The following is a 24,945-nucleotide window of genomic DNA, read 5'->3' as shown; positions in this document are numbered from 1 at the left end:
GACGATCTACCGCGCCGCAGCGCGGCGACGTGCGTCTGCGCGAGCGAGAAAGCGCTCGTGGAACCTCGTCTCTCCCGTGATCTCCGGGTGGAAGCTCAGACCGAGCAGGTCGCCCTGCTCCACGGCGACCACGCGTCCATCGGGCAGGGATGCCAGCACGTCGGCCCTCGGACCGACCGACTCGACAACCGGTCCGCGGATGAACGCGGCGGACACCGGATCCGCGGCGAGTGCGGGAACGTCGAGTCGCGCTTCGAAGGATTCGACCTGACGGCCGAAGGCGTTCCGGCGCACGACGACATCCAGCCCTCCGAACGACTCCTGTCCCTCGATGGCGTCGACGATCTCGTCGGCGAGCATGATCAGTCCCGCGCACGTGCCGAGGACCGGCATGCCTGCCGCGATGGCCTCGCGGATGGGCTGCTGCATCCCGAAGACGCGCGACAGCTTGTCGATCACGCTCGACTCGCCGCCCGGGATGACGAGCCCGTCGACCGATGCGAGGTCGTCGGGGCGTCGCACCAACGCCACGTCGGCACCGAGACTCGAGAGCAGGGCGGCGTGCTCGCGCACGTCGCCCTGCAGCGCGAGCACACCGACCCTGGTGTTACCAGCCACGCTCGGCGAGACGGTGCGGCGCGGGAAGGTCGCTGACGTTGATGCCCACCATGGCCTCACCCAATCCACGCGAGACCTCGGCGATGACCTTCGGGTCATCGAAGAAGGTCGTCGCCTTGACGATCGCCTTCGCCCGCTCCGCAGGGTTGCCCGACTTGAAGATCCCCGATCCGACGAACACGCCGTCGGCGCCGAGCTGCATCATCATGGCTGCGTCCGCAGGCGTCGCGACACCACCGGCCACGAACAGCACGACGGGAAGCTTGCCGGTCTCGGCGATCTCGGCGACCAGCTCGTACGGTGCCTGCAGTTCCTTGGCCGCCACGAACAGCTCGTCCTTGGGCAGGGACGTGAGAGCCGCGATCTCGCCGCGGATCTTGCGGATGTGCTTCATCGCCTCGGAAACGTCGCCGGTTCCCGCCTCACCCTTGGACCGGATCATGGCTGCGCCCTCGTTGATACGGCGGAGCGCCTCACCGAGATTGGTCGCGCCGCAGACGAACGGAACCGTGAAGCCGTACTTGTCGATGTGGTTCACGTAATCGGCAGGCGAGAGGACCTCCGACTCGTCGATGTAGTCCACGCCGAGTTCCTGCAGCACCTGCGCCTCGACGAAGTGACCGATGCGCGCCTTGGCCATCACGGGGATGGACACCGCATCGATGATGCTGTCGATCATGTCGGGGTCGCTCATGCGGGAGACACCACCCTGCGCGCGGATGTCGGCCGGGACGCGCTCGAGCGCCATGACGGCGACGGCTCCGGCGTCTTCGGCGATCTTCGCCTGATCCGCCGTGACGACGTCCATGATGACGCCGCCCTTCAGCATCTCGGCGAGACCGCGCTTGACGCGCGGCGATCCGGTGGTTGTCTGGTCTGCCATGGGAACTCCTGTCGGATGCACCGAAGTCGGGTTTGATCTAGATCAAACATAGCACTGTCCGATTCGACCTAGAATCGCTGAGGAGGACCATGAGCGACCAGATCACAGGCACCACCGCAGCGGACATCGCCGACAGCGTGCGCTCCCTGCGCGACCGCGGAATCCTCCGCCCCGGCAGCGTCCTCCCCCCGGTGCGGGAGCTCGCCGCCACGCTCGGCGTCAACCGGAACACCGCCGTCGCCGCGTATCGTCAGCTCGCCCAGGCGGGGCTCGTGCTGTCTCGCGGACGAGCAGGGACCATCGTCGCCGGCTTGGAGGCAGTGGCGCAGGAAGGCTATGCCCCCGACACCGTCCTCCGCGACATCGGCACAGGGAACCCTGACCCCCGCCTGATCCCCGATCCTGCACCGGCCCTGATGACCATCGCCTCCCGCCCTGTGCTCTACGGCGAGCCCGTGATCGATCGCGGACTCGAGGAGTGGTCGACGCGCTGGATCTCGCGCGACCTCGACGGCGTCGACTTCCGTATCACCGTGACCAGTGGAGCGGTCGACGCCGTCGAGCGGCTGCTCGCCCAGGCGCTGATGCGCGATGACGCCGTCGCCCTGGAGGATCCCTGTTTCCTCGCGAGCATCCACACGGTGCGGCTGGGCGGCTATCGCGCGGTTCCCGTCCCCGTCGACGCCGAGGGCATGACCGTCGACGGTCTGCGAACCGCGCTGGAGGCGGGCGTCCGTGCCATCATCTGCACGCCGCGGGCGCAGAATCCGACCGGCGCGAGCCTCACCGCTTCCCGGGCCGCCGAACTCCGTGCCGTGCTCGCCGACCACCCGTATGTGCTGATCATCGAGGACGACCACTTCTCGATGCTCTCGCAGCGACCGTACGAGTCGCTCATCGGACCCGAGCATCGCCGGTTCGCCCTCGTACGCTCTGTCTCGAAGTTCCTTGGTCCGGACATGTGCCTCGCGATCGCAGCGACGGACGCGGAGACCGCCGAGCGCCTCGCGATGCGGCTGAGCCCCGGAACGACATGGGTGAGCCACCTGCTGCAGCGTCTCGCCCTTACACAGCTGACCGACGAGACGGCGATGTCGGAGGTGGCAGCGGCTGCGGAGCACTACGCGCAGCGCAACGCCGCCTTCGCCGAACGACTCCGAGCGAGCGGTATCGAGGCCACGGTGTCCGACGGCATGAGCCTGTGGGTCGAGTTCTCCCAGCCGGCTCGGACCATCGCCGACCGCCTCATGCGCCGCGGATGGCTCGCCCGCACCGGCGACGACTTCGCGCTCGATGAGAAGGCGGAGCCCTCTCATCATCTGCGTCTCACCGTGCATGACCTGTCCGGCGATGAAGCAGAGTCGCTGGTCGCAGACCTCGTCGCCGCCGGGCGATGACCACACCTCGCGGGCACCGGCCCGCCCTGAACGAAAGAGTCGGAGAATGAAGATCCTCTCCATCCAGTCAGCCGTGGCCTACGGGCATGTGGGGAACTCGGCCGCCGTGTTCCCGCTGCAGCGCATCGGCGTCGAGGTGCTGCCCGTCTACACCGTGAACTTCTCCAACCACACCGGCTACGGCGCCTGGCGCGGTCCCCTGATCGCCCCGGGTGACGTCCGCGAGGTCATCACCGGCATCGAGGAACGCGGTGTCTTCGGCCAGATCGACGCCGTTCTCAGCGGCTACCAGGGTGGAGAGGGCATCGGGGACGTGATCATCGACGCCGTCGCACGAGTGAAGGCGTCGAACCCGAACGCGGTATACGCCTGCGACCCGGTCATGGGCAACGCGAAGTCGGGATGTTTCGTCGCCCCCGCGATCCCGGTGCTGCTGCGTGAGCGCGTGGTTCCCGTCGCCGACATCATCACCCCGAACCAGTTCGAGCTCGGCTTCCTCACCGACACCGAGCCTGACACGCTGGAGTCCACTCTCGCGTCGGTCGATCTCGCGCACGCGATGGGTCCGCGCACCGTGCTCGTCACCAGTGTCGAGCGCCCCGATCGCGAAGAGGGGACGATCGAGATGCTCGCCGCCGATGAGAAGGGTGCCTGGCTCGTGCAGACCCCGCACCTGCCCATGAAGGCGAATGGTTCCGGGGACGTGACCGCCGCGCTCTTCACTGCGCACTACGTCGAGACCGGCAGCGCCAAGGTCGCGCTCGAGCGCACGGCGTCCAGCGTGTACGACCTGCTCAAGGCGACGCTCGAGTCCGGAGAGCGCGAGCTGCAGCTCGTCGAGGCCCAGGAGTTCTACGCGAACCCGCGGCTGCAGTTCACGGCGCGACAGGTGCGCTGAGCCGGGCGTCCGTCATCCGGTGGGGATGGGCAGCTCGCGATACGCGGCGAGCCAACCGGGGTGGTCATCGGGGCAGAGATACTTCATGCCTGAGATCGCCAGGCCTCCGAGCATGAAAGGCAGACCGGGGTCGCTCTCTTCGAACGCATTCGACCAGGAGCCGATGATCTCGGAGGAATCGATGTGGTCACCGACCTTGCCCGCATCGACCCGGTGCTCGGACTCGATCGCGACGAGGCAGACGTCGATCGTAAGCTCGAGGCTCATCCAGGCGACGTCCTCATCGGGTATGCCTGCCCAGACTCCGCTCTCGATCACGTCGTCGACCAGCGCCTGCTGTGCCGGGGTCTTCGGAGAGAGGCGTCTCTCGTTCTCCGCGAACCCCTGGGCGAGGTAGAAGGCGCGCCCCTCGTCCTCTACGCTCGTCGGTGCCGCCGTCGGTGTCGCCGTCCGCTGGGGATCGGGCTGCGGTGCACAGGCGGCCATGGATGAGGCGACGCCGAGGACGATCGCTGCTGCGGCGATGCGATGCCGGAGAGCCATCGGGTTCAGCACACCGCGAGTCACGCGTTCGGGCGAGGCCAGGCGTCAGCCACGGCTTCGCGCACCTCGCCCAGCAGCTGCGGGAGCGCCTTGGTCTTCGCGATGATCGGGAAGAAGTTCGCGTCCGACGTCCACCGCGGCACCACGTGCTGGTGCAGGTGGGCGTCGACGCCGGCCCCCGCCACGGCGCCTTGATTCATGCCCAGGTTGAAGCCGTCGCAGCGCGAGACCTCGCGCAGCACGCGCATCGCCGTCTGGGTGAGCGCGCCGATCTCGGCGACCTCCTCCGGCGTCGCCTGGTCGTAGGTGGCGATGTGACGGTAGGGGCAGACCAGGAGATGGCCGGAGTTGTACGGGAAGAGGTTCAGCAACACGTACGCCGTCTCGCCGCGTGCGACGACCAGCCGCTCGGCATCCGGGAACTTCGGCGCCTCGCAGAACGGGCACTCTTCGCGCAGGGGCTCCGGTCCCGCCTGGATGTACGCCATCCGGTGCGGGGTCCACAGCCGCTGGAACTCGTCCGGCACCCCGGCGAGGCGTCCGGCATCCTCCAGCGGCTGCTCCCCGTCGGTCACGCCAGGTCCCCGGCTGTCTGCACGAGGGCGTGGGAGTCGATGGCCGCGCGGATGCGCGCTACGGCGTCCGCGATCGGTACACCGTTCTCCTGCGCCCCGTCGCGGTAGCGGAAAGAGACGGTGCCAGCGTCGCGGTCCTTCTCCCCCGCGATCAGCAGCAGCGGCACCTTGCCGGTCGTGTGCGTCCGGATCTTCTTCTGCATGCGATCGTCGGACGTGTCGAGCTCGGCACGCACGCCCTGAGAGCGCAGTGTGTCGATCACGTCGCCCAAGTAGTCGGCGAAGTCGTCCGCCACCGGGATGCCCACGACCTGCACGGGAGACAGCCACACCGGGAAGTCACCCGCGTAGTGCTCGAGCAGGATCGCGAAGAACCGCTCGATCGAGCCGAACAGCGCGCGGTGGATCATGATCGGGCGCTTCTTCTGCCCGTCCTTGTCCATGAACTCGAGGTCGAAGCGCTCCGGCAGGTTCGGGTCGACCTGCACAGTCGAGAGCTGCCAGGTGCGACCGATCGCATCACGCGTCTTGAGGTCGATCTTCGGGCCGTAGAACGCGGCCTCACCGGGGACCTCTGTGAGCTTGAGCCCTGAGGCCACCGCGACACGGCGCAGCGCGTCGGTCGACGACTCCCAGAACTCGTCCGAGCCGATCCACTTGGACTTCTCGTCGTCCTTCATCGACAGCTCGAGTTCGAAGTCGGTCAGACCGAAATCGCGGAGCATCGAGAGGATGAAGTCGAGGACCTTGGCGACCTCGGCCTCGAGCTGGTCGGGCGTGACGAACAGGTGCGAGTCGTCCTGGGTGAAGCCTCGCACGCGCGTGAGACCGTGCAGTGCGCCGGAGAGCTCGTTGCGGTAGACCGTGCCGTTCTCCGCGAAGCGCAGCGGGAGGTCGCGGTAGCTCCGGGCGCGCTCCTTGTAGATGAGGATGTGCATCGGGCAGTTCATGGGCTTCAGGTAGTAGTCCTGGCCCTGCTTGGTGATGTTGCCCTCGTCGTCGCGCTCCTCGTCCATCACGATCGGCGGGAACATGCCCTCCTTGTACGTGACGAGGTGGTTCGAGGTGAGGAAGAGGTCTTCCTTCGAGATGTGCGGGGTGTACACGTAGGTGTATCCGCCCTCGATGTGGCGCTTGCGCGCGTGCTGCTCCATCTCACCGCGGATCACGCCGCCGCGCGGGTGCCACACGGACAGGCCCGACCCGATCTCCTCGGGGAACGAGAACAGATCGAGTTCCTTGCCGAGGCGGCGGTGATCGCGCTTGGCTGCTTCCTCGAGTCGGTGCTGATACGCGCGGAGCTCGTCCTTGGTCGGCCACGCGGTGCCGTAGATGCGCTGCAGCTGCGGGTTCTTCTCACTGCCGCGCCAATACGCGGCAGCGATGCGGGTGAGGTCCCATCCGTTGCCGATCATGCGCGTATTGGGCAGGTGCGGTCCGCGGCAGAGGTCCTTCCAGACGACCTCGCCGTCACGGGTGGTGTTGTCGTAGATCGTCAGCTCGCCCTCGCCGACCTCGACAGAGGCGCCTTCGGCGACCTCCTTGCCCGGGCCCTTGAGCCCGATGAGCTCGAGCTTGAACGGCTCGTTCGCGAGCTCGGCGCGGGCCTCCTCGTCGGTCACGACACGGCGGACGAACCGCTGGCCCTCGCGGACGATGCGCTGCATCTCCTTGGTGATGGCCTTTATGTCCTCCGGCGTGAACGGGGTCTCCACGCCGAAGTCGTAGTAGAAGCCGTCGGTGATGGGCGGGCCGATCCCGAGGTTCGCCTGCGGGTTGATGCGCTGCACCGCCTGCGCCAGCACGTGGGCAGCCGAGTGACGGAGGATGTTCAATCCGTCCGTGCTGTCGATCGTGACCGCCTCGACCTCGTCGGTCTCGGTCACGGTCGTGGCGAGGTCCTTGAGCTCGCCGTTGACGCGCATCGCGACGACGTTTCGGTCAGTGAACAGGGCGAAGCCGTCATTCGGCCGGGCGTTTTCAGGCACAGAAACTCTCTCCATCTGGGTCGATACCCAGGTTACTCGCATGATCCCGTCGTCCTGACCGCCACGTGCATGTCCGGCCCCGTCGTCTCACGGGAGGCCGTTCACGCCCCGGGGATCACGACTCCCGACTCGTAGGCACGGATCACCAGTTGGGCCCGATCGCGCGCCTGCAGCTTGGACATGATGCGATTCACATGGGTCTTCGCGGTGTGGGGTGAGATCACGAGTGCTTCGGCGATGTCCTGGTTCGAATCGCCCCGCGCCACGAGGAGCAGCACCTCACGCTCGCGGTCGGTGAGCTGTCGCAACGGCTCATCGTGCCATGCTTCAGCACGCGGGAGCTGCGGCAGCACCGAACGCTCGATCAGCGAACGAGTCGCCGCCGAGGAGAGGAGCGCATCCCCCCGGTGCACGACCCGCACGGCGTCGACGATCTCCTCCGGCTCCGCTCCCTTGCCCACGAAGCCGCTGGCGCCGGCTCGAAGGGCTGCCACGACATAGTCGTCCTCCTCGAAAGTCGTCAGGATGAGCACGCGGGTCGCCGAGGACGGGGACGAACCCGTGATCTGGGCGGTGGCCGCGATCCCATCGAGCTCAGGCATCCTGATGTCCATCACGACGACATCGGGGCTCGACCGGCGCACCTGCGCGACGGCGTCTCGCCCGTTCGCCGCTTCGCCGATCACCTCGACGCCGCCGTCGATCAGGATGTCGCGAACGGCCTGGCGAACCAGCGGCTGGTCATCGACCACGAGCACACGGATCATCGCTGACCTCCTTCCAGCGGAATCCGCACATCCAGTCGGAACTCCTCGCCGACCCTGCCGGTATGCACGTCGCCGCGAACGGCGACGACGCGCTCGCGAAGCCCTCGTAGCCCGTGACCCCCTGACGCGGCAGGAGCCCCCGCCTCATCTACCGCGGGATTGACGATGGTGAGTCGGAGCGAGTCCTGCTCAGTGCGGATCCGGACGAGCGCCGCGTCACCTGCCCCGTGCTTGTGGGCGTTCGTCAGACCTTCGAGGATCACGAGGAACGCGACGTGGTCGCTTGCCGGCGACAGCTGCGGTCGATCCGGGTCGTCCTGCAGCTTGATACGGAGCCCCGCCTCGCGGAACTGCGCGACCAGAGCGTCGAGGTCGGCGAGTCCCCGCTGCGGGCGCAGATCACGGACGTCCTCAGAATCGTCGGACCGAAGAAGTGCCATCAGTCCCCCGATGTCGGCGAGAACCGTGCGCGAGGAACGACGGATCGTGCTCAGCGCCTCCCGCGCCCGCTCCGGCCGGAGGTCCAACGCGGATGAGGCGACACCGGCGTTCAGACTGATGACCGAGGTCTGGTGCGCCACCACGTCATGCAGGTCGCGAGCGATGCGCACCCGCTCCTCGGCGACCCGACGTCGCGCTTCCTCCTCGCGTCCCTGCTCCGCACGTTCCGTGCGTTCGGTCATCGCGATGACGAATTCCCTGCGAGACCGGGTGGCGTCGCCCAGCGCGCCGGCGAGAGCGACGATGAACACGAACTGCAGCGCGCGGGCGTCCCAGAGATCGCCGCCGAGCGGGATCGCACTGACGAAGAACACGATCGCCGTCGCCGCGCCGACGGCAGTGACCCCCACGAGACGCCCGCGCCGATCCACGGTGGCGAATGCACTGATCGCCACAGCGATGAGCGCACTCGGTGACACCACTCCGGCGAACGCCAGGAACACGGCGCATGCCAGGCTGACGCCGAGCGTGAAGAGCGGGAAACGGCGACGGAGCAGCATCGCGGCCGCCGGCAGGAGCGCGACCACCATCAGCCATCCGTCCGCGCGGAAGCCGTCGTCGGGGAACGGCGACACGGCGAACAGCGTCACGACGAGCACGGCGAGCACGTTGCCGAACAGCGACGCGATTCGTGGAGGACGAGCTGCCGACATCACACCAGTATTCCGCGCACCGTCGCGCCGGGGATCCCCCGGCGGGATGAGACGGGATACCGCGATCGCGGTACACGAATGCCCACGGCACGACGATGCGGTAGCGCACGCGCATCGGAAAGCTGGAAGGGAGGCTGCACACGGAGTGCACTCGGAGAGGTCTGCATGAACAAGCACGTCAAGAGAACGCTCATCGCGGTCGCCTCCGTCATCGGGGTGGTCGCGCTGGGCCTTGCGACGACCACCGTGGGAAACGTGGTCGCGACCGCGGTCGAACAGGATCGCATCGAACCCTACGGGCAGAAGGTCGCTGTGGACGGTCGGGAGATGAACGTGCTGATCGTCGGCGAGGGCGCGGAGGACGTGGTGCTTCTTCCCGGCTTCGGCACCGCATCGCCCGTCCTCGACTTCGAGCCGCTCGTCGCCGAGCTCGCGCAGGACCATCGCGTGATCGTGGTGGAGCCCTTCGGCTATGGGCTGAGCGACGGTACGGATCAGCCGCGCACCACCGAGAACATCGTGAGCGAGACCCACTCCGCCCTGCAGCAGCTCGGGGTCGACGAGTACGTGCTGATGGGGCATTCCATCGCGGGCCTCTACGGCATCCAGTTCGCGAATCGCTATCCCGACGAGGTGCGGGCGTTCGTGGGGATCGATAGCAGCGTCCCCGGCCAGCCGGGCTCCGACACGGAGCTGCCGGTCGGGCTGTTCGGCGCTGCGAAGAACCTCGGACTCGCTCGTCTCGTCGCCTCGATTCGCGGCACGGGGTACGACGAGGCCGTCTACTCCGAAGAAGCACGCGCGCAGATCGCCCTGCTCACCGATCGGAACACGCTGAGTCCGACCTACCTGAACGCGATGTCACTGCTCCCCGTGAACTTCCGAGACGCACTCGGAACGACGTTCCCCGAAGACCTTCCCCTGCTGCTGTTCGTCGTCTCCGACAATCCGACCGTGCCCACGTGGCTGCAGGTGCACGAGGAGCAGGCCGCAACCGTCGCGGATGGCACCGTCGTGCCGCTCGACGGCGAGCACTACCTCCATCACACCCACACTCCGCAGATCGTCGATGCGTTCCGCTCCTGGGAGCGCGAGAGGCCGTCCCTCGTGGAGTGAGGCGGAACTCACAGCGGACGTCATCCGCGCACCGGGGAGCATCACGTAACGTGAACGGATGGACAGAGCAGTCGCACGATGGATCCTGGCGGTCGCGCTCGGCGCGATCGGGGTCGGCCACTTCCTCAGCACCCGCGGATTCCGTGTGGTCGTGCCCGATTGGGCCACCCGCCTGACTCGACTCGACAAGGACACGATCGTGATCGCCTCGGGCGCCGCCGAGATCGCGCTCGCCGCAGGACTGCTCGTGCTCCCGAAGGAACGCCGCCGCATCGGCTGGGCGACCGCCGCGTTCTTCGTCGCAGTGATGCCGGGCAACGTCCACCAGTGGCGGACCAAGCGGTCGACGCCGGGACTCGACACGGATGCACGACGTCTCGGCAGGCTCTTCCTGCAGCCGCTCCTGGTCCTGTGGGCGCTGTGGTCCACAAGCGACTCGACCCCACGCGGCCGACGCAGCCGCCGGCGTCGCGCGTGACCCGAGATCGCGCACTCCAGGAGAATGACATCATGACGTCCCCCTCGCTCGTATGGTTCCGAGATGATCTCCGGCTCGCAGACAACCCGGCGCTTCGGGCTGCCATCGACCGAGGGGAACCGGTGCTCGCGCTCTACGTGCTCGACGAGGAATCCCCCGGTGTCCGACCTCTCGGCGGTGCGGCCCGCTGGTGGCTCCACCATTCGCTCGCGTCGCTCGGGGAGCGCCTGCGCGAGCGTGGCGGTGATCTCGTGCTGCGCCGCGGCGCCGCCGAGCGTGTCGTGCGCGAGCTGGTTTCGGAGATCGACGCGAAAGCCGTGTTCTGGAACCGACGGTACGGCGGCGCCGAGCGCGAGATCGATTCGTCTCTGAAGACCGCCCTGCGGGCGGATGGGATCGAGACCGTCTCGTTCGCGGGCTCCCTGCTGCACGAGCCGTGGACTGTGACGACGGGCAGCGGAACGCACTACTCCGTCTACACGCCGTTCTGGCGCGCGTGCCTCTCTCTTCCCGCCCCCCGCGCTCCCTTTCCGGAGCCCCGCTCGATTCCGGGCGTGGGCGATGCACCCGCATCCGATGACCTCGACGACTGGGGTCTGCTGCCCACCCGGCCCGACTGGGCAGGCGGACTTCGCGAGGCCTGGGAACCCGGCGAGCCTGCGGCGCGACGACGTCTGCGTCGGTTCCTCGACGAGGACCTCCGGGACTACGACCGGGCGCGGGACGAACCTGCCGCCGGAGCCACGTCGCTGCTGTCTCCGCACCTCCGCTGGGGGGAGATCAGTCCCTTCACGGTATGGCAAGAGGCTGTCGGCGTCGAGGGGGCGGGCGGGTTCCTCTCCGAGCTGGGGTGGCGCGAGTTCGCCTGGCACACGCTGTACCACTCCCCCGATCTCGCCACCGAGAACCTCCGTCCGGAGTTCGACGCCTTCCTCTGGCCGCCGCTGGACCCCGCGCACCTGGACGCCTGGCAGCACGGCGAGACAGGTGTACCGCTCGTGGATGCCGGGATGCGCGAACTCTGGCACACCGGCTACATGCACAACCGGGTGCGGATGGTCGTCGCCTCTTTCCTGGTGAAGAACCTGCTCATCGACTGGCGCCGCGGAGAGGAGTGGTTCTGGGACACGCTGGTCGACGCCGACGAGGCGAACAACCCGTTCAACTGGCAGTGGGTCGCGGGCTCGGGCGCCGATGCGGCGCCGTACTTCCGCGTGTTCAACCCCGAGCTCCAGGCGAAGAAGTTCGACCCCCAGAACCTCTACATCTCCCGTTGGGCAGCCGACGCTCCCACAGAGCCGATCGTCGACCTCGGCGAGACGCGGAAGGCTGCGCTCTCCGCATACGACGTCGTGAAGAGAGCGCCGAAGTCACCGCGCGAATGAGCTGAGAGCGGACGCGGCGCTGCGGCATGCGATGAGGTGTCCGCGCCGTCCATGCCAGACTGGTGCCGTGACCGAGTCCAGGAAGCCAGCCGTCATCCGCGGCTTCGCTGCTTCCTCCCTGGCGATCTTCGTCGCCCTCGCCGGTCACGTCACCGGCGGAGGGCAGATGCCGGGGCCGCTCGGCATCCTCGTGCCGTGGGTGTTCTCATTCATGATCTGCGTGCTCCTCGCCGGGCGGTCGCTCTCGCTGATCCGCCTCGGGCTGTCCGTGGCGATGAGCCAGTTCCTCTTCCACACGCTCTTCATACTCGGCACGGTCACGCCGTCCGGCGTCTCGACACCACACGTGCACGGCGGCCCTCTGGTGATTCCCCCGACGACGGGCATTCCGACGGAGGTGAGCGCTGACGCGTCCATGTGGCTCGGACACGCTCTCGCCGCCGTGCTGACGATCGCGGCGCTGTACCGCGGTGAGCGCCTGCTCATCGCCGTGCGGGATCTCGCCGCTCAGCTCATCCGGTGGGTGCGTCGGCGTGTCGATCACGTCCTCGTGCTCCCCGATATCGACGTCGTCGATGCGCTTCCCGGGCGGTTCGACGTCGATGAGGCCACCAGCCTCATACTTCTCGCGACTCTCAGAGGTCGTGCACCCCCTCTCGTCGCTGCGATCTGATCCGCGCCCTGGGCCCACCGGCCCCGTGGTGCGTCACCGCCGCGCGCTCGATGCGCGCGGGTTCTGAACGCATGCATGAACGTCGCGCACGCGACGTCTGATGAGAGGCCATTCCCATGTCCCCTGTCCGCAGGATTGCGGCCGGGCTGGCGTTGGCGACGGTCGCGACCCTCGCGATCGCCACACCCGCGTCTGCCCACGACCAGCTGGTATCCAGCACTCCGGCCGCCGATGAGCGGTTGGCATCCGCCCCCGGAAGCATCACGATGACGTTCTCCGGCGAGCTCCTGATCCTCGACGAGTCGCTGACCGGGGCTGTCGTCCTGGTCGTCGACGCCTCGGGAAAGGACTGGGTCGCCGGCGACGTCACCGTCGCCGGGCGCACCGTCACGGCCCCGCTCGCTCCCGAGATGCCTGTCGCGGGCTATCAGGTGCGCTGGCAGGTCGTGTCGGAGGACGGCCACCCGATCGCGGGCGTCATCCCCTTCACGGTCGGCGATGCCGAGCCGATGCGGGCCCCGACGGCCGGCGGCTCGACAGAGAACCCTCCGGCATCCGCAGGACAGTCGGATCAGACCGCAGCAGATTCCGGCGGCATCCCCAGGGTGCTGCTCATCGGCGCAGGCGGGGCGACGATCGCCGTCCTCGTCTTCGTCGCCATTCGATTCCTTCGCCGTCCTCGGACGGCAGCCGCACCGCCGGAAGCCGGCGGTTCCGCGGCAGATGACCTGTGAAAGACACCATCATGAACACCACGAAGAACCTTCCCCGTCTGGCAGCTGTGATCGCTGTCTCCCTCCTCGCACTCACGGGGTGCACTCCGGAGAGCACTCCGACCGAATCGGCGCCCCGCCCGGCCGGCGAGACCGTCACCATCGAGGATGCCTGGGTCAAGTCGGCCGACGAGGGCATGTCGGCAGGATTCGGCACACTCGTCAACAGCGGAGACGACGATGTGACCGTCGTCTCCGTCGCGTCCGAGGCGTCGAACATGCTCGAGCTGCACGAGACTGTCGAGAACGAGGCCGGAGAGATGGTGATGCGCGAGAAGGACGGCGGCTTCATCATTCCCGCCGGTGGGAGCCTCCCTCTGGAACCCGGCGCCAACCACATCATGATGATGGATCTGACGGGTCCCCTCACCGCAGGCAGTGACGTCACCTTCACCCTGACCTTCTCCGATGACTCGACATTCGAGTTCACCGCACCTGTCAAGGATTACTCCGGTGCGAACGAGAACTACGAGGGCGGCGACATGCAAGACGGCTCGGGGCAGTGATGTCGGCGCCCGCTGAGGGCGCCCGCTCCCGTCGCACCGGGTCGACCCGGCGACAGTTCCTCCTCGGAGGAGCTGTCGCCGGCGTCGGCGCGGTCGCGGCGGTCGGAGTGGATCTCGCCCTGAACGACCAGAAGGACGACGCGAAGCCGGTCGCCGCTCCGATGAACGGCGACCAGACGGTGCCCTTCTTCGGCACGCACCAGGCCGGTGTCGACACCGCGGCACAAGCTCACGGTGTTTTCGTGGGCCTCGACCTCCATGATGACGTGGACCGCGAAGGGCTCGTCCGCCTGATGCGGATCCTGACGGACGATGCGGCCCGGCTCACACAGGGGGTCCCCGCCCTCGCCGATTCCGAGCCGGAGCTGGCCCTCGCCCCGGCACGGCTGACCATCACCTTCGGCTTCGGCCCCGGCCTGGTCGCCCGCACAGGCAGAACGAGCCCGACGTGGCTCGCGCCTCTGCCGGCGTTCGGTGTGGATCAGCTGCGGCCGGAGTTCTCGGACGGCGACCTTCTGATCCAGATCGCCGGTGACGACCCGCTGACGGTCGCGCACGCGACGAGGATGTTGTTGAAGGATGCCCGTGGGTTCGCGAGCATCCGATGGACCCAGCAGGGCTTCCGTCGCGCCTACGGTACAGAGCGCCCAGGGACGACGATGCGCAACCTCTTCGGGCAGGTCGACGGCACCACCAACCCCGAACCGGGAACGGCGGACTTCGACGGGGTCGTGTGGAGCGCGGACGGGTGGCTGGCGGGCGGCACGGGCATTGTGCTCCGCCGCATCCGGATGGACCTTGACAAGTGGGACCGGCTGGACCGCGGCGGTCGGGATGCCTCCGTGGGGAGGACCCTCGCCAACGGGGCACCACTGACCGGGACGGAGGAGTTCGACGAACCGGACTTCGAGGCCAAGACATCGATCGGGTTCCCCGTGATCCCGCAGTTCGCGCACATCCGGCGCGCGCGCGGCGATGGCAGCGAGAGGATCTTCCGCCGCGCGTACAACTACGACGAACGTCCGGTCGGCTCCGAAGTCTCCGAGTCCGGGCTGATCTTCATCTCATTCCAGGCCGACATCGAGCGGCAGTTCATCCCCATGCAGCGTCGACTGGACGAGCTCGACCTGCTCAACGAATGGACGGTCCCGATCGGGTCCGCGGTGTTCGCCATCCCGCCCGGATGTACGGAGGGCGGGTACATCGGGGAGACGCTTCTCGCGTGAGCCGGCGGCGGATGTCGGGTCGACGAACGGATGCAGAGCCTGAAGCCTGGTTCGGGCCCGACATCCGTTCATCGGTCCGACATCCTCGCACTCCGGCCTGAGGGGCAGCGTGGAACACGAAAAAACCCCCGGGAGAACCGGGGGTTTCTGTCTGTGCGCGATACTGGGATCGAACCAGTGACCTCTTCCGTGTCAGGGAAGCGCGCTACCGCTGCGCCAATCGCGCCCGTTGGGGCTATTCAGTTTTCCCGTGAGGTGGCGACGGGATTCGAACCCGTGTAAACGGCTTTGCAGGCCGGTGCCTAGCCGCTCGGCCACGCCACCGTGTGGATTGACCCCACGTGCTGCACGCCTTCCTGAGAAGACCTGCTGCACTCGAGCGGATGACGAGACTCGAACTCGCGACCCCAACCTTGGCAAGGTTGTGCGCTACCAACTGCGCTACATCCGCATTTCGTTCCCGGTTGTCCCGGGCACTCATGAAACATTAGCCGAAGATCCGCACTCCGCCAAACCGGCAGCGAATCTCGCGCGTGTCTCGCTGAGTGGTCTTCACCGCCCCGAAGCGTCCGGTAGTATCGGTTGACGTACCCCACAGGTATGGGCGATTGGCGCAGTTGGTAGCGCGCTTCCTTCACACGGAAGAGGTCATCGGTTCGAGTCCGGTATCGCCCACCATCCAGCCCCCGGTCTGCCCGGGGGCTTTTTTGTTCTCTCATCACGTGCCCCGCGAGTTTCCTGAGAACTTGCTATGGTCGAGAGACGCTCATCCCCCGAGCGACGATCACCGGTCCACCGTGATCTCACGCGTCAGATGCCCGAACGCTCACCGACGCGATCCACGAATCCCGTTCGAGGATGCACTGCTGTTCGGTGCGCCCGGAAACGGCCGTCCCGAAAGGAGCCGCACCCCGGGCCACTCGTCTGTGTGCTGCGATGCGCCTCAGTGGTCCAGGTTCGCTCTCGCCATGTCGACCGCTCACCGCAGCCCCCGCAACCCCCAACATCAGACGACGCAGTACTCCCCCACCTAGCGGGACTCGTTCTCCATCGACACGCGGCGACGCCGCATCACGACGAGAAAGCGAGTACCCGGTGGAAGAATTCACCACACTGTCAGGCCCGATCGTGGTCCTGCTCATGCTGCTGTTCTTCGGCGGCAGCCTCTACATGTCCATCCGCATCTCCCGGAGAAGGGAAAACGCCGACGGATACATGACCGGCGGCGGGAAGATCGGCTTCGGCATATCAGCCGCGTCGATGACGGCCACCTGGATCTGGGCATCCTCAATGTACGCCTCTGCGACATCCGGATACACCTACGGCATCTCCGGCCCGATCCACTACGGCCTGTGGGGCGCGCTGATGATCCTGCTCATCTACCCCTTCGGTCGACGCATCCGCAAGGTCGCGCCCCACGCGCACACCATCGCCGAAGTGATGTTCGCTCGCCACGGACGCTCGAGTCAGCTCATGCTCGCCGGCTCCAACGTGCTCGGAAGCCTCATCAGCCTCACGTCCAACCTGATCGCCGGCGGAGCACTGGTCGCGATGCTGTCGCCGTTCACGTTCACGCAGGGCATCGTCGCCATCGCGATCGGTGTTCTGGCCTACACGCTGTGGTCAGGGTTCCGGGCTTCCGTGCTGACCGACTTCGCGCAGGTCATCGCCATGCTGGGAGCGGTCGCGATCATCGTCCCGGTGATCTTCTTCGCCGCGGGGGGATCTGAATTGTTCGTCACGGGCGCGTCGAACCTCACTCCGCAGCAGCGAGACTTCTTCTCCTCGGATGCGTTCTTCAACCAGGGAGCGCCCTACATCGCGGCCGTGCTGGCCTATGCCATCGGGAACCAGACCATTGCGCAGCGACTCTTCGCGGTCCGCGAGGACCTGATCAAGAAGACCTTCGTCACTGCGACCTTCGGCTACGGCGCATCGATCATCGGTATCGGCATGCTGGGCGTGCTCGCCCTGTACGCGGGAGTCCAGCCCATGGACGGCGACGTGAACAACCTGATCCCGCAGATGGCGTCGACCTATCTGCCGCCGATCCTGATCTGCGTGTTCTTCGTCATGATCATCGGATCGCTGTCCTCCACCGCGGATGCCGACATGACAGCGCTTTCGTCGATCATGATGGCCGACGTCTACGGCCAGAACATCGCGGGGAAGAAGAACGCGAACCCGAAGACGATGCTGCTCGTCGGCAGACTCACGATGATCGGCGCGACGGCCGCAGCGCTCGGCTTCGCGTCGATGCAGTTCAACATCCTCGACCTGCTGGTCTTCGTCGGCGCGATGTGGGGAGCACTCGTCTTCCCCGTCATCGCGAGCTTCTACTGGGATCGCGTCACGAACTCCGCATTCAGCATCTCCGTGATCGCCGCCCTCGCCGCATTCCTGCCGGTGCGTTTCGAGTGGATCTCCCTGTCCGGCGGCTGGGGGCTCGTGAGTGACATCCTGTCGGTCATCGGGATCGGGGTGGTCCTCGCTCTGATGTCGTTCGGCTTCTTCGGCCTGCGGGTGGCACTGATCGTCGGAGGGCTCGCCACCGTCATATCGGCTCCGTTCGCGATCGGCTTCCTCCACGAGTATCCGGTGCTGTCGGGCTCGCTGGTGGCCTACGCGGTGAGCACGCTCGTCTGCGTCGGCCTCACGCTGATGAACAGGACGAGGAGATTCGACTTCGATCTGATCAAGGAACGCACCGGCCGCTTCGACACCGCGGAGGTCGCTCGAACAGCCGATGTGAAGGGCGACAACGCGCTCGCCGGGAAGGACGCCTGATGGAGACCCTGCTGTTGACCGCTTACGTGCTGGTGTGGCCGATCATCGTCGTCGGAGTGCTCGCCGTCGTGATCCGCGCTTTCGTGAAGGACGCCAGGGAGGCCAAGCGCGAAGGACGCGACATCATCTGACGACCGAAGACCCCGCGCAGGCATAGACGAACCGTCTGTGCGGGGTCTACCGGGTACTGACCGTACCTCCTACCCTCGGACGAGCAGGCATGGCGTCGAGTCATGACCACCCACCTCACCCTGAACAACGGGGTCGCGATGCCCGCACTGGGTTTCGGCGTCTTCCAGACTCCCCCGCCGAGACGGCGGACGCCGTCGCTTCCGCTCTGGAGGTCGGATACCGACTCATCCACACCGCGGCGGCCTACGGGAACGATCGAGGAGCCCGCCCTCGCCGCGCGGCTCGACTCCGGGAACCACTCCGAGCTCATGCAGCGCCCCCTCGTCCGAGACCTCGACGATGCGGGCGGTGTCGCGTTCACTGATCAACGCAACGTCTCCGGAGAAGGCGATGGACCAGGGAGCCGCCAGGCCCTCCGCGACCGTCGTGACCTCTCCCGGTGAGATGTCTCCGGACTCCGCAGGGCGCGTCGGAACCGGTGGCGCGGGGGTCGTCGTCGTGGTGGCCTGCGGCGCGCACGCGACGAGTGCGATCGCGCCAAGCCATAGCGCGAGCGACGCCTTCATCATCCGCAGCGCCGCCACCATCGTCGTTCCCTCCTCCGACGGACTCGACCCTACGCACGACGCGCCCCAGGGAGACGAGCGCGTGTGTCCGAGGGGGCGCGTAGCCTGCCACGGTGTCGTCCGAACTCACGCTGCCGGGTCCGTGCGCCCTCTGCGGGAACGCGCGAGGTGTCCGCCGAGACGGCGCCCTGTGCTGCATCTCCTGCGGCTGGCGATACGGTGACGCTCCCGATACCGACCTGCCTCTCCCCCGGGTCGATGTCGTCTACTACATCCGGTTCGACCGCCGCGTGAAGATCGGCACGAGCCGCCGTCCGCGGCAGAGATTGGCGAGCATCCGGCATGAAGAGCTTCTCGCCTTCGAGCGCGGAGGCCGAGCTGTCGAGCAGCAGCGCCACAGGGACTTCGCCGGCATCCGTGAAGGTGGCGAATGGTTCACCTTCACCGATGAGCTCCGCACCCACGTCGCCGCGCTCCAGCGGGAGGGCGAGCCCTGGGGGCTCTACGGCCGCTGGTTGAGCGAGGCGCTCCGCGGGGTGGAGAGTGCGCAGTACTAGCCCAGACATGACGGTGCCGGGCGACTGCTTCGGGAAGTCCAGTCGCCCGGCACCGCGTCCGGGGGGGGGTGGGGTCAGGCCGTTGCGGCGCGTCCCCGGGCGGTCGCGGGCTGCGGCTGGGAGAACAGCACCACGACGATCACGGCGACTCCGACGACGACGTGCGGGAGCCAGACGTTGAGCGCCTCACCGGCGAATCCGAAGATCCACGGCGAGAGCGCCAGGAAGAGGCTGGCGACGATGTCGAACACGAGGTGGACGGGCATCGGGATGAAGCCGAAGGGGCCCCACTCGTACTTCGTGAAGAGGCTGTAGACGATCAGACCGACGCCGAGCACGATCGGGATGATGACCGCTGCTCCGCCGACGCTCGCGAAGCCGAACAGCCAGGGGGCGGCGATGAGCGCGAGGCCGACGATGTAGTCGAGGACCCCGTGGACCTTGGTCGGGATGAAACGCATGATTCCTCCTTGGGTGGCGCCGCTTTTCGCGACTCACCGATGGTTCGAAGCCCACGTCGGATCGGATTGCCCTCCTTCATGCGTCGACCGGACATCGGGTGTTCCGGCCGGTCCGGCACCAGACCGGCCCTGCACTTCCTCGCGGCCCGGTCCCAGACAGCACTGCTACGGTGGAGATGTCGGCATCTTGTCGGCATCAGGGAAGACTTCTCGTCGACCAACGGGCCTCATCGGTCATTTCGTTCTCCGTCGCCTCCTCTGTGTGAGCCCGAGGAGCGTCATGCCCACCCCGTCAATCCCGTCCTTCATCGACCCCGCGCACGCGTGGGCCGCGCCCATCGCCCTCCCCGCGGGGACGACGGCGATCGTCTACTGCGAAGGCCAGTTCGGCGAGCAGGACGGCAAGACCGCGAACGGCCTGGTCCGCCACTCCGAGAAGTACGAGGTCCTCAGCGTCATCGACAGCACTCACGCCGGCGCGGATTCCGGAATGCTCCTGGACGGGCGCGCGAACGACATCCCGATCCTCGAGGGTCTTCCCACGGCTATCGCGCACGCCGGCCATGTCCCGGACTACCTGATCTGCGGCGTCGCCCCCGCCGACGGACTGCTCTCCGCCGACCAGCGGACAGTGCTCCTGGACGGCATCGCCCGCGGGATGCACATCATCAACGGCCTGCACGAGTTCCTCACAGACGATGCCGAGTTCGTCGCGGCCGCGCTGCTCGCCCAGGTCACGATCACCGACATCCGCCGCCCGAAGGACAAGAAGGATCTCCACCTGTTCTCCGGACGCATCTTCGACGTGACCTGCCCGCGTATCGCGATCCTCGGTACGGATGGAGCGATCGGCAAGCGCACGACAGCGACGATCCTCGTCCGCGCGCTCAACGAGCAGGGCATCCATGCCGTATTGGTCGGCACCGGTCAGACCACGATCATCCAGGGCGGGAGATACGGAGTCGCGCTCGACGCCCTCGTGCCGCAGTTCTGCTCGGGGGAGGTCGAGAACCAGGTGGTCGCGGCGTTCGAGGGCGAAGACCCCGACGTGATCATCGTGGAGGGTCAGGGTGCGCTCAGCCACCCCGCGTACATCACCTCCGCTCACATCCTCCGCGGAAGCCAACCCGCAGGCGTCATCGTGCAGCATGCCCCGGGTCGTGCGGTCCTGGGTGACTTCCCGATGGTCGCGATGCCGACGGTCACGAGTGAGATCACGCTGATCGAGGCTTTCGCAGACACGAAGGTCATCGGCGTCACCGTGAACCACGAGAACCTCACGGCACAGCAGCTCGCCACAGCCATCGACGAGATCGAACTCGACACCGGACTCCCCGCCACGGATCCGCTGACCCGGCCGCTGAGCGAGCTCGTCGAGATCGTGCTGCAGTCGTTCCCGACGCTCAGCCCGCGACGGACCAGCCGTAACGCCGCGTGAGAGCAGCCACGACCCGGTCGTAACGGCCTCGATCGAGGACGGCGGCCTCCCGCCGCAGTCCTCTCTCGTGCACGCTGTACAGCTGCTCGACGTCGACCCAGGACTCTCGACCCTGAGAGTCCCACGTACCCGTGCCGATCGAGAGGTAGTCCCGCTCGCCGTCGTGGGGTTTGCTGGTCATCCGGACCGCGTACACGCGATCGACGGATTCCCGGCCGATCACCAGAACGGGACGATCCTTCCCGCGTCCGTCGTTCTCCTCGTAGGGCACCCAGGTCCAGACGATCTCTCCGGCGTCCGGGGCGCCGTCCCGCTGCGGCGTGTACGCGACCTGCAGGTTCGTGATCCGCTCCGGGTCAACGCGGAAGGTCTGGGTACCGCGCGTGGCTCCGCGATCTGGTCCGGTGGTCGCGGTCCCAGGACGCTCGTGGGGTGTCCGTAGACGCGCGTCCGGGCGCCTCGGACCTGATGTCCGAGACGCCCGGCCGGAGCCCACTGCCTTGAGCAGGATCTCCGCGAGTGTTGCCAGGATGCCGTTGGTCTTGCTCACACGGTCACCCTAACCGCAGATCACGCGTCGGCGAGTGCGTAGCCCTCCTCGCCGTGCACGACCTGGTCGACACCGGCGATCTCGTCTTCGTTCGTGACGCGGAAGCCGATCGTCTTCTGGATGGCGAAGCCGATGATGAAGGCCACGACGAACGAGTAGATCAGCACGCCGAGGGCGGCGATCAGCTGCACCGCGAGCTGGCGCGCGTCCCCACCGACGAACAGTCCGGTCTCGGTGGCGAAGAACCCGAGGTAGAGCGTTCCGATGAGGCCGCCGACGAGGTGGATACCCACGACGTCGAGCGAGTCGTCGAAGCCCAGACGGAACTTCAGCTCGATGGCGAGTGCGCAGACGACACCGGCGAGTGCGCCGAGCAGCAGCGCCCATCCCGGAGTCAGGTTGGCGCATGCCGGGGTGATGGCGACGAGACCGGCGACGGCGCCCGAGGCGGCACCGACCGAGGTGGGCTTGCCGTCCTTGATCTTCTCGACCAGGATCCAGCCGAGGATGGCTGCGGCGGTCGCACCCAGAGTGTTCAGACCGATGAGTCCCACACCGCCCATGTCCTCCGCGAGCCACTCGGCGCCGGCGTTGAAGCCGAACCATCCGAACCACAGCAGAGCGGCGCCGAGAAGCGTCAGCGGCACGTTGTGGGGCTTCAGGATGCCCTTCTGGAAGCCGATGCGCTTGCCGAGGACCAGAGCCAGGGCCAGGGCCGCAGCACCCGCATTGATGTGCACCGCGGTTCCACCGGCGTAGTCGATCACGCCGATGCCGCTGTCCTCACCGAAGAGCGTGGTGCCGAGGTTCATGATCCAGCCGCCGCCCCAGACCCACGCGGCCACGGGGAAGTACCCGACCGTCGCGAAGATACCGGCGAAGATCAGCCAGCTGCCGAACTTCGCGCGGTCCGCGATCGCCCCGGAGATCAGGGCGACGGTGATGATCGCGAACGTGGCGCCGTAGGCGACGCCGAGGAGAGCGACGTTCGAGCCCTCGCCTGCGGCCAGGCTCGAGAGGCCGAAGTCGGCGAACGGGTTGCCTGCGAAGGCGGTCGGGCTGTCGACGGCGCTCATCGAGAAGCCGAAGAGAATCCACAGCACGGCGACGAGTCCGATGGAGCCGAAGCTCATCATCATCATGCTGACGACGCTCTTCGCCTTGACGAGACCGCCGTAGAAGAAGGCGACGCCGGGCGTCATGAGCAGCACCAGCGCTGTCGCGGTGATCGCCCACGAGATGTTGCCGGGAGCATCCATAGGAAAACCTCACATCCGAAGTAATTGAGAGCTTCAGTGTGACGACCTGCGGTTTCGTCAATGCGTGAGGTTTGTTTCCCCGCTGTTACAGCGCGGCTCCGCCCGTGAACATCGCGTTACGCGCGCCTACGGGCTTACGCAGAATGCGTGAGGGCGTTGAGTCGGGAGATGGCGCGCAGGTACTTCTTGCGGTATCCACCGGCGAGCATCTCGTCGGAGAACACCGCATCGAGGCTGAGGCCAGTGGCGAGGATCGGGATCTGCGCGTCGTACACACGGTCGACGAAGGCGACGAAACGCAGTGCCTCCGACTGATCGGTCAGCTGACGGACATCGCGCACACCCACGCCGCCGAGGCCGTCGATGAGTCGGATGTAGCGCGACGGATGCACCTGTGCCAGATGGCGGATCAGATCGTCGAACCGGTCATCAGACGCGGTGCCCGTTGCGGCGGCCGCAGCGACGGCCGCAGCGTAGGCGTCGTCGTCGAGCACGACGGCATGACCGTCGAGGGCGCGCTGGCGGAAGTCGACACCGTCGATGCGCAGTGTCTGGAAGCTGTCGGACATGGCATGGATCTCGCGCAGGAAGTCCTGTGCGGCGAAGCGTCCCTCACCGAGCGCGTTGGGAGGGGTGTTCGAGGTGGCTGCGAGTCTGGTGCCGGTCGGCACGAGCTCGCCAAGCAGGCGCGTCATGACCATCGTGTCGCCCGGGTCGTCGAGCTCGAACTCATCGATGCAGAGCAGATCGGCGCCCTTGAGCAGATCGACGGTGTTCTTGTAGCCGAGCGCGCCGACGAGGGCCGTGTACTCGATGAACGAGCCGAAGTACTTCCGGCGGGCCGGCATGGCGTGGTAGATCGAGGCGAGCAGGTGTGTCTTGCCCACTCCGAATCCGCCGTCGAGGTAGACGCCCGGCTTGAGCTCCGGCTCCTTCTTCGCCCGGCTGAACAGACCTCCGCGCTTCACGGGAGCACCTCGTCCGGCGAAGCGCATCAGCGTCTCCTTCGCCTCTTCCTGCGAAGGGTAGGCGGGGTCGGCGCGGTAGCTGTCGAACGTCGCACTGTCGAACTGCGGCGGCGGCACCAGGCTCGCCAGCATCTCGGGTCCGCTGACGGTCGGCTGGCGCTCGGTGAGGTGCACGATTCCCGTGCGGCTGGTCGGGTCGGTCATCACGGTCCTGGATCAGGTGCTCACCTGTGTCGAAGTCTTACGAATCGGGCGCAGGGTGCTCGGCGGGGATCTATCGTCGAAGGGACGGAACAACACTACGCCGTCTGCAGCAGCACCCTCGTCCGCTCAACGCTTCGGAGATCCCATGGCCATCGAGTTCGATTCCTCCTCCCCCAAGTTCGCCGAGTACGCCGAGCCCGGCCGCCTGGTGACCACGCAGTGGCTCGCGGAACGGCTGGGGACCCCCGGCCTCGTGGTGGTCGAATCCGATGAAGACGTCCTGCTCTACGAGACCGGCCACATCCCCGGAGCGGTGAAGGTCGACTGGCACACCGAGCTCAACGATCCGGTGGTGCGTGACTACGTCGACGGCGAGGGCTTCGCCGAACTGCTCAGCCGCAAGGGCATCGCCCGCGACGACACGGTCGTCATCTACGGCGACAAGAACAACTGGTGGGCCGCCTACGCCCTCTGGGTGTTCTCGCTGTTCGGCCACGAAGACGTGCGCCTGCTCGACGGCGGACGTGACCGCTGGATCGCCGAAGGACGGGAACTCACCCGGGAGGCGACCTCCCGGCCGGCTACGGAGTACCCCGTGGTCGAGCGCGACGACTCCGTGATCCGCGCGTACAAGGAAGACGTCCTGGCCCACATCGGCAGCCCTCTGATCGATGTGCGCTCCCCCGAGGAGTACTCCGGTGAGCGCACCACGGCACCCGCATACCCCGAGGAGGGGACGCTGCGGGCGGGACACATCCCCACCGCGCAGAGCGTTCCGTGGGCGAAGGCGGTCGCGGAAGACGGCGGATTCCGCCCCCGGGCCGAGCTCGACGTGATCTACCGTGACGGCGCCGGCCTGAATGACGGCGACGACGTCGTCGCCTACTGCCGTATCGGTGAGCGGTCGAGCCACACCTGGTTCGTGCTCAAGCACCTCCTCGGGTTCGAGAACGTCCGCAACTACGACGGTTCCTGGACGGAGTGGGGAAGCGCAGTGCGCGTGCCGATCGTCACGGGCTCAGAGCCGGGTACCGTCTGAGCGT

26 protein-coding genes, 4 tRNA genes and 1 pseudogene are annotated in these 24,945 nt (G+C 67.1%); 16 read left to right on the top strand and 15 right to left on the bottom strand.

From position 1 onward, the window contains the following. Window positions 1–6: 6 nt before the first annotated feature. Together pdxT and pdxS are read right to left on the bottom strand one after the other, a co-directional pair. On the bottom strand, window positions 7–618 hold the full coding sequence (pdxT, locus tag FFS56_RS05480; RefSeq protein WP_233437415.1) for a pyridoxal 5'-phosphate synthase glutaminase subunit PdxT: 612 nt from the start codon (window positions 616–618) through the stop codon (window positions 7–9). After that, window positions 608–1,501: a pyridoxal 5'-phosphate synthase lyase subunit PdxS gene (gene pdxS, locus FFS56_RS05475; RefSeq protein WP_046747166.1), complete on the bottom strand. Its 894-nt coding sequence runs from the start codon at window positions 1,499–1,501 to the stop codon at window positions 608–610. Before pdxS ends, pdxT begins: the two co-directional genes overlap by 11 nt. An 89-nt stretch (window positions 1,502–1,590) precedes the next feature. On the opposite strand from pdxS, the gene FFS56_RS05470 reads away from it, so the two are divergent. Further along, window positions 1,591–2,898 (top strand): aminotransferase class I/II-fold pyridoxal phosphate-dependent enzyme, encoded by a 1,308-nt coding sequence (locus FFS56_RS05470; RefSeq protein ID WP_046747167.1) that lies wholly within the window; start codon window positions 1,591–1,593, stop codon window positions 2,896–2,898. A 46-nt stretch (window positions 2,899–2,944) separates the two neighbouring features. Then, on the top strand, window positions 2,945–3,796 hold the full coding sequence (gene pdxY, locus FFS56_RS05465) for a pyridoxal kinase PdxY (RefSeq protein WP_058633080.1): 852 nt from the start codon (window positions 2,945–2,947) through the stop codon (window positions 3,794–3,796). Window positions 3,797–3,808: 12 nt separating this feature from the next. On the opposite strand, the gene FFS56_RS05460 is transcribed toward pdxY, so the two are convergent. The 5 genes from FFS56_RS05460 to FFS56_RS05440 all read right to left on the bottom strand — a co-directional run bounded on the left by FFS56_RS05460 (window position 3,809) and on the right by FFS56_RS05440 (window position 8,823). Then, window positions 3,809–4,339 (bottom strand): hypothetical protein, encoded by a 531-nt coding sequence (locus tag FFS56_RS05460; RefSeq protein ID WP_127012170.1) that lies wholly within the window; start codon window positions 4,337–4,339, stop codon window positions 3,809–3,811. Between the two features lie 20 nt (window positions 4,340–4,359). Continuing rightward, complete coding sequence (locus tag FFS56_RS05455) at window positions 4,360–4,914, bottom strand: HIT domain-containing protein (protein ID WP_046747170.1); 555 nt, start codon at window positions 4,912–4,914, stop codon at window positions 4,360–4,362. After that, window positions 4,911–6,917 (bottom strand): threonine--tRNA ligase, encoded by a 2,007-nt coding sequence (gene thrS, locus FFS56_RS05450; protein WP_046747171.1) that lies wholly within the window; start codon window positions 6,915–6,917, stop codon window positions 4,911–4,913. Before thrS ends, FFS56_RS05455 begins: the two co-directional genes overlap by 4 nt. Window positions 6,918–7,003: 86 nt before the next feature. Further along, the gene (locus FFS56_RS05445) at window positions 7,004–7,669 is read right to left on the bottom strand and encodes a response regulator transcription factor (RefSeq protein ID WP_046747172.1); all 666 of its coding nucleotides are present in this window, start codon (window positions 7,667–7,669) and stop codon (window positions 7,004–7,006) included. Next, entirely contained in the window at window positions 7,666–8,823 is a 1,158-nt protein-coding gene (locus FFS56_RS05440) for a histidine kinase (RefSeq protein ID WP_137771837.1), read from the bottom strand. Before FFS56_RS05440 ends, FFS56_RS05445 begins: the two co-directional genes overlap by 4 nt. Before the next feature lie 165 nt (window positions 8,824–8,988). Here FFS56_RS05440 and FFS56_RS05435 point away from each other — a divergent pair, with 165 nt between their 5' ends. The 7 genes from FFS56_RS05435 to FFS56_RS05405 all read left to right on the top strand — a co-directional run bounded on the left by FFS56_RS05435 (window position 8,989) and on the right by FFS56_RS05405 (window position 14,980). After that, complete coding sequence (locus FFS56_RS05435; RefSeq protein WP_127012168.1) at window positions 8,989–9,939, top strand: alpha/beta hydrolase; 951 nt, start codon at window positions 8,989–8,991, stop codon at window positions 9,937–9,939. Window positions 9,940–9,997: 58 nt separating this feature from the next. Next, window positions 9,998–10,417 carry a hypothetical protein gene (locus FFS56_RS05430; protein WP_127012167.1) on the top strand — a complete coding sequence of 140 codons (420 nt, stop codon included), beginning with the start codon at window positions 9,998–10,000 and terminating at the stop codon, window positions 10,415–10,417. A 32-nt stretch (window positions 10,418–10,449) separates the two neighbouring features. After that, window positions 10,450–11,802: a deoxyribodipyrimidine photo-lyase gene (locus FFS56_RS05425; RefSeq protein WP_127012166.1), complete on the top strand. Its 1,353-nt coding sequence runs from the start codon at window positions 10,450–10,452 to the stop codon at window positions 11,800–11,802. Between the two features lie 67 nt (window positions 11,803–11,869). Then, the gene (locus FFS56_RS05420) at window positions 11,870–12,475 is read left to right on the top strand and encodes a hypothetical protein (protein ID WP_127012165.1); all 606 of its coding nucleotides are present in this window, start codon (window positions 11,870–11,872) and stop codon (window positions 12,473–12,475) included. 116 nt (window positions 12,476–12,591) lie between these two features. Next, window positions 12,592–13,209 carry a copper resistance CopC family protein gene (locus FFS56_RS05415; RefSeq protein ID WP_127012164.1) on the top strand — a complete coding sequence of 206 codons (618 nt, stop codon included), beginning with the start codon at window positions 12,592–12,594 and terminating at the stop codon, window positions 13,207–13,209. A gap of 11 nt (window positions 13,210–13,220) precedes the next feature. Continuing rightward, entirely contained in the window at window positions 13,221–13,754 is a 534-nt protein-coding gene (locus FFS56_RS05410; RefSeq protein WP_046747239.1) for a copper chaperone PCu(A)C, read from the top strand. Then, window positions 13,754–14,980 carry a Dyp-type peroxidase gene (locus tag FFS56_RS05405; protein ID WP_046747178.1) on the top strand — a complete coding sequence of 409 codons (1,227 nt, stop codon included), beginning with the start codon at window positions 13,754–13,756 and terminating at the stop codon, window positions 14,978–14,980. The genes FFS56_RS05410 and FFS56_RS05405 overlap by 1 nt, the downstream gene beginning before the upstream one ends. A 154-nt stretch (window positions 14,981–15,134) precedes the next feature. On the opposite strand, the gene FFS56_RS05400 is transcribed toward FFS56_RS05405, so the two are convergent. The 3 genes from FFS56_RS05400 to FFS56_RS05390 all read right to left on the bottom strand — a co-directional run bounded on the left by FFS56_RS05400 (window position 15,135) and on the right by FFS56_RS05390 (window position 15,431). Continuing rightward, window positions 15,135–15,206: transfer RNA gene (locus FFS56_RS05400), tRNA-Val, on the bottom strand. Window positions 15,207–15,233: 27 nt separating this feature from the next. Beyond that, a tRNA-Cys gene (locus FFS56_RS05395) sits at window positions 15,234–15,304 on the bottom strand. A gap of 54 nt (window positions 15,305–15,358) precedes the next feature. Beyond that, window positions 15,359–15,431, bottom strand: a tRNA-Gly gene (locus FFS56_RS05390). A gap of 151 nt (window positions 15,432–15,582) precedes the next feature. Between FFS56_RS05390 and FFS56_RS05385 the strand changes: the two genes are divergently transcribed. The 4 genes and pseudogenes from FFS56_RS05385 to FFS56_RS20760 all read left to right on the top strand — a co-directional run. Further along, window positions 15,583–15,658: transfer RNA gene (locus FFS56_RS05385), tRNA-Val, on the top strand. 462 nt (window positions 15,659–16,120) lie between these two features. Further along, window positions 16,121–17,767, top strand: coding sequence for a sodium:solute symporter family protein (locus FFS56_RS05380; RefSeq protein ID WP_137771842.1), 1,647 nt, complete (start codon window positions 16,121–16,123; stop codon window positions 17,765–17,767). Continuing rightward, a complete protein-coding gene (locus FFS56_RS20660) occupies window positions 17,767–17,898 on the top strand; it encodes a putative transporter small subunit (protein ID WP_046747191.1) in 132 nt (43 codons plus the stop codon). Before FFS56_RS05380 ends, FFS56_RS20660 begins: the two co-directional genes overlap by 1 nt. A 102-nt stretch (window positions 17,899–18,000) precedes the next feature. Continuing rightward, window positions 18,001–18,158, top strand: a pseudogene (locus FFS56_RS20760) (aldo/keto reductase); the annotation flags it as partial. Here the strand turns inward: FFS56_RS20760 and FFS56_RS20465 are convergent. After that, on the bottom strand, window positions 18,124–18,486 hold the full coding sequence (locus FFS56_RS20465) for a hypothetical protein (protein ID WP_164734053.1): 363 nt from the start codon (window positions 18,484–18,486) through the stop codon (window positions 18,124–18,126). The pseudogene FFS56_RS20760 and the gene FFS56_RS20465 overlap by 35 nt on opposite strands. Before the next feature lie 92 nt (window positions 18,487–18,578). Between FFS56_RS20465 and FFS56_RS05370 the strand changes: the two genes are divergently transcribed. After that, window positions 18,579–19,022, top strand: a complete 444-nt coding sequence (locus FFS56_RS05370; RefSeq protein ID WP_127012163.1) for a GIY-YIG nuclease family protein — start codon at window positions 18,579–18,581, stop codon at window positions 19,020–19,022. Between the two features lie 74 nt (window positions 19,023–19,096). Here the strand turns inward: FFS56_RS05370 and FFS56_RS05365 are convergent, their stop codons facing one another. Further along, window positions 19,097–19,483 carry an SPW repeat protein gene (locus tag FFS56_RS05365; protein ID WP_046747193.1) on the bottom strand — a complete coding sequence of 129 codons (387 nt, stop codon included), beginning with the start codon at window positions 19,481–19,483 and terminating at the stop codon, window positions 19,097–19,099. 280 nt (window positions 19,484–19,763) lie between these two features. Here FFS56_RS05365 and FFS56_RS05360 point away from each other — a divergent pair, with 280 nt between their 5' ends. Further along, window positions 19,764–20,921 carry a DUF1611 domain-containing protein gene (locus FFS56_RS05360; RefSeq protein WP_171010947.1) on the top strand — a complete coding sequence of 386 codons (1,158 nt, stop codon included), beginning with the start codon at window positions 19,764–19,766 and terminating at the stop codon, window positions 20,919–20,921. On the opposite strand, the gene FFS56_RS05355 is transcribed toward FFS56_RS05360, so the two are convergent. From FFS56_RS05355 to zapE, 3 genes are all read right to left on the bottom strand, one after another. Then, window positions 20,887–21,471 (bottom strand): type II toxin-antitoxin system PemK/MazF family toxin, encoded by a 585-nt coding sequence (locus FFS56_RS05355; RefSeq protein WP_046747194.1) that lies wholly within the window; start codon window positions 21,469–21,471, stop codon window positions 20,887–20,889. The genes FFS56_RS05360 and FFS56_RS05355 overlap by 35 nt on opposite strands. A 20-nt stretch (window positions 21,472–21,491) precedes the next feature. Then, window positions 21,492–22,730 carry an ammonium transporter gene (locus tag FFS56_RS05350; protein ID WP_046747195.1) on the bottom strand — a complete coding sequence of 413 codons (1,239 nt, stop codon included), beginning with the start codon at window positions 22,728–22,730 and terminating at the stop codon, window positions 21,492–21,494. Between the two features lie 134 nt (window positions 22,731–22,864). Beyond that, window positions 22,865–23,902, bottom strand: a complete 1,038-nt coding sequence (gene zapE, locus FFS56_RS05345; RefSeq protein ID WP_046747196.1) for a cell division protein ZapE — start codon at window positions 23,900–23,902, stop codon at window positions 22,865–22,867. A 145-nt stretch (window positions 23,903–24,047) separates the two neighbouring features. Here zapE and FFS56_RS05340 point away from each other — a divergent pair, with 145 nt between their 5' ends. Beyond that, window positions 24,048–24,941, top strand: a complete 894-nt coding sequence (locus FFS56_RS05340) for a sulfurtransferase (protein ID WP_046747197.1) — start codon at window positions 24,048–24,050, stop codon at window positions 24,939–24,941. Window positions 24,942–24,945: the final 4 nt, after the last annotated feature.

Source organism: Microbacterium sp. Beta (assembly GCF_005502545.1).
Lineage (GTDB): Bacteria > Actinomycetota > Actinomycetes > Actinomycetales > Microbacteriaceae > Microbacterium > Microbacterium oxydans.
Note: the sequence above shows the minus strand (reverse complement) of the source record. Positions and strands in the feature narration are given on the sequence as shown.

What these genes read in the sequence shown, in the direction of transcription:
- pdxS (WP_046747166.1), bottom strand. Translation starts at nt 1,501, where the DNA reads ATGGCAGACCAGACAACCACCGGATCGCCGCGCGTCAAGCGCGGTCTC.
- FFS56_RS05470 (WP_046747167.1), top strand. Translation starts at nt 1,591, where the DNA reads ATGAGCGACCAGATCACAGGCACCACCGCAGCGGACATCGCCGACAGC.
- pdxY (WP_058633080.1), top strand. Translation starts at nt 2,945, where the DNA reads ATGAAGATCCTCTCCATCCAGTCAGCCGTGGCCTACGGGCATGTGGGG.
- FFS56_RS05460 (WP_127012170.1), bottom strand. Translation starts at nt 4,339, where the DNA reads ATGGCTCTCCGGCATCGCATCGCCGCAGCAGCGATCGTCCTCGGCGTC.
- thrS (WP_046747171.1), bottom strand. Translation starts at nt 6,917, where the DNA reads ATGGAGAGAGTTTCTGTGCCTGAAAACGCCCGGCCGAATGACGGCTTC.
- FFS56_RS05445 (WP_046747172.1), bottom strand. Translation starts at nt 7,669, where the DNA reads ATGATCCGTGTGCTCGTGGTCGATGACCAGCCGCTGGTTCGCCAGGCC.
- FFS56_RS05440 (WP_137771837.1), bottom strand. Translation starts at nt 8,823, where the DNA reads ATGTCGGCAGCTCGTCCTCCACGAATCGCGTCGCTGTTCGGCAACGTG.
- FFS56_RS05435 (WP_127012168.1), top strand. Translation starts at nt 8,989, where the DNA reads ATGAACAAGCACGTCAAGAGAACGCTCATCGCGGTCGCCTCCGTCATC.
- FFS56_RS05430 (WP_127012167.1), top strand. Translation starts at nt 9,998, where the DNA reads ATGGACAGAGCAGTCGCACGATGGATCCTGGCGGTCGCGCTCGGCGCG.
- FFS56_RS05425 (WP_127012166.1), top strand. Translation starts at nt 10,450, where the DNA reads ATGACGTCCCCCTCGCTCGTATGGTTCCGAGATGATCTCCGGCTCGCA.
- FFS56_RS05415 (WP_127012164.1), top strand. Translation starts at nt 12,592, where the DNA reads ATGTCCCCTGTCCGCAGGATTGCGGCCGGGCTGGCGTTGGCGACGGTC.
- FFS56_RS05410 (WP_046747239.1), top strand. Translation starts at nt 13,221, where the DNA reads ATGAACACCACGAAGAACCTTCCCCGTCTGGCAGCTGTGATCGCTGTC.
- FFS56_RS05405 (WP_046747178.1), top strand. Translation starts at nt 13,754, where the DNA reads ATGTCGGCGCCCGCTGAGGGCGCCCGCTCCCGTCGCACCGGGTCGACC.
- FFS56_RS05380 (WP_137771842.1), top strand. Translation starts at nt 16,121, where the DNA reads ATGCTGCTGTTCTTCGGCGGCAGCCTCTACATGTCCATCCGCATCTCC.
- FFS56_RS20660 (WP_046747191.1), top strand. Translation starts at nt 17,767, where the DNA reads ATGGAGACCCTGCTGTTGACCGCTTACGTGCTGGTGTGGCCGATCATC.
- FFS56_RS20465 (WP_164734053.1), bottom strand. Translation starts at nt 18,486, where the DNA reads ATGGTGGCGGCGCTGCGGATGATGAAGGCGTCGCTCGCGCTATGGCTT.
- FFS56_RS05365 (WP_046747193.1), bottom strand. Translation starts at nt 19,483, where the DNA reads ATGCGTTTCATCCCGACCAAGGTCCACGGGGTCCTCGACTACATCGTC.
- FFS56_RS05360 (WP_171010947.1), top strand. Translation starts at nt 19,764, where the DNA reads ATGCCCACCCCGTCAATCCCGTCCTTCATCGACCCCGCGCACGCGTGG.
- FFS56_RS05350 (WP_046747195.1), bottom strand. Translation starts at nt 22,730, where the DNA reads ATGGATGCTCCCGGCAACATCTCGTGGGCGATCACCGCGACAGCGCTG.
- zapE (WP_046747196.1), bottom strand. Translation starts at nt 23,902, where the DNA reads ATGACCGACCCGACCAGCCGCACGGGAATCGTGCACCTCACCGAGCGC.
- FFS56_RS05340 (WP_046747197.1), top strand. Translation starts at nt 24,048, where the DNA reads ATGGCCATCGAGTTCGATTCCTCCTCCCCCAAGTTCGCCGAGTACGCC.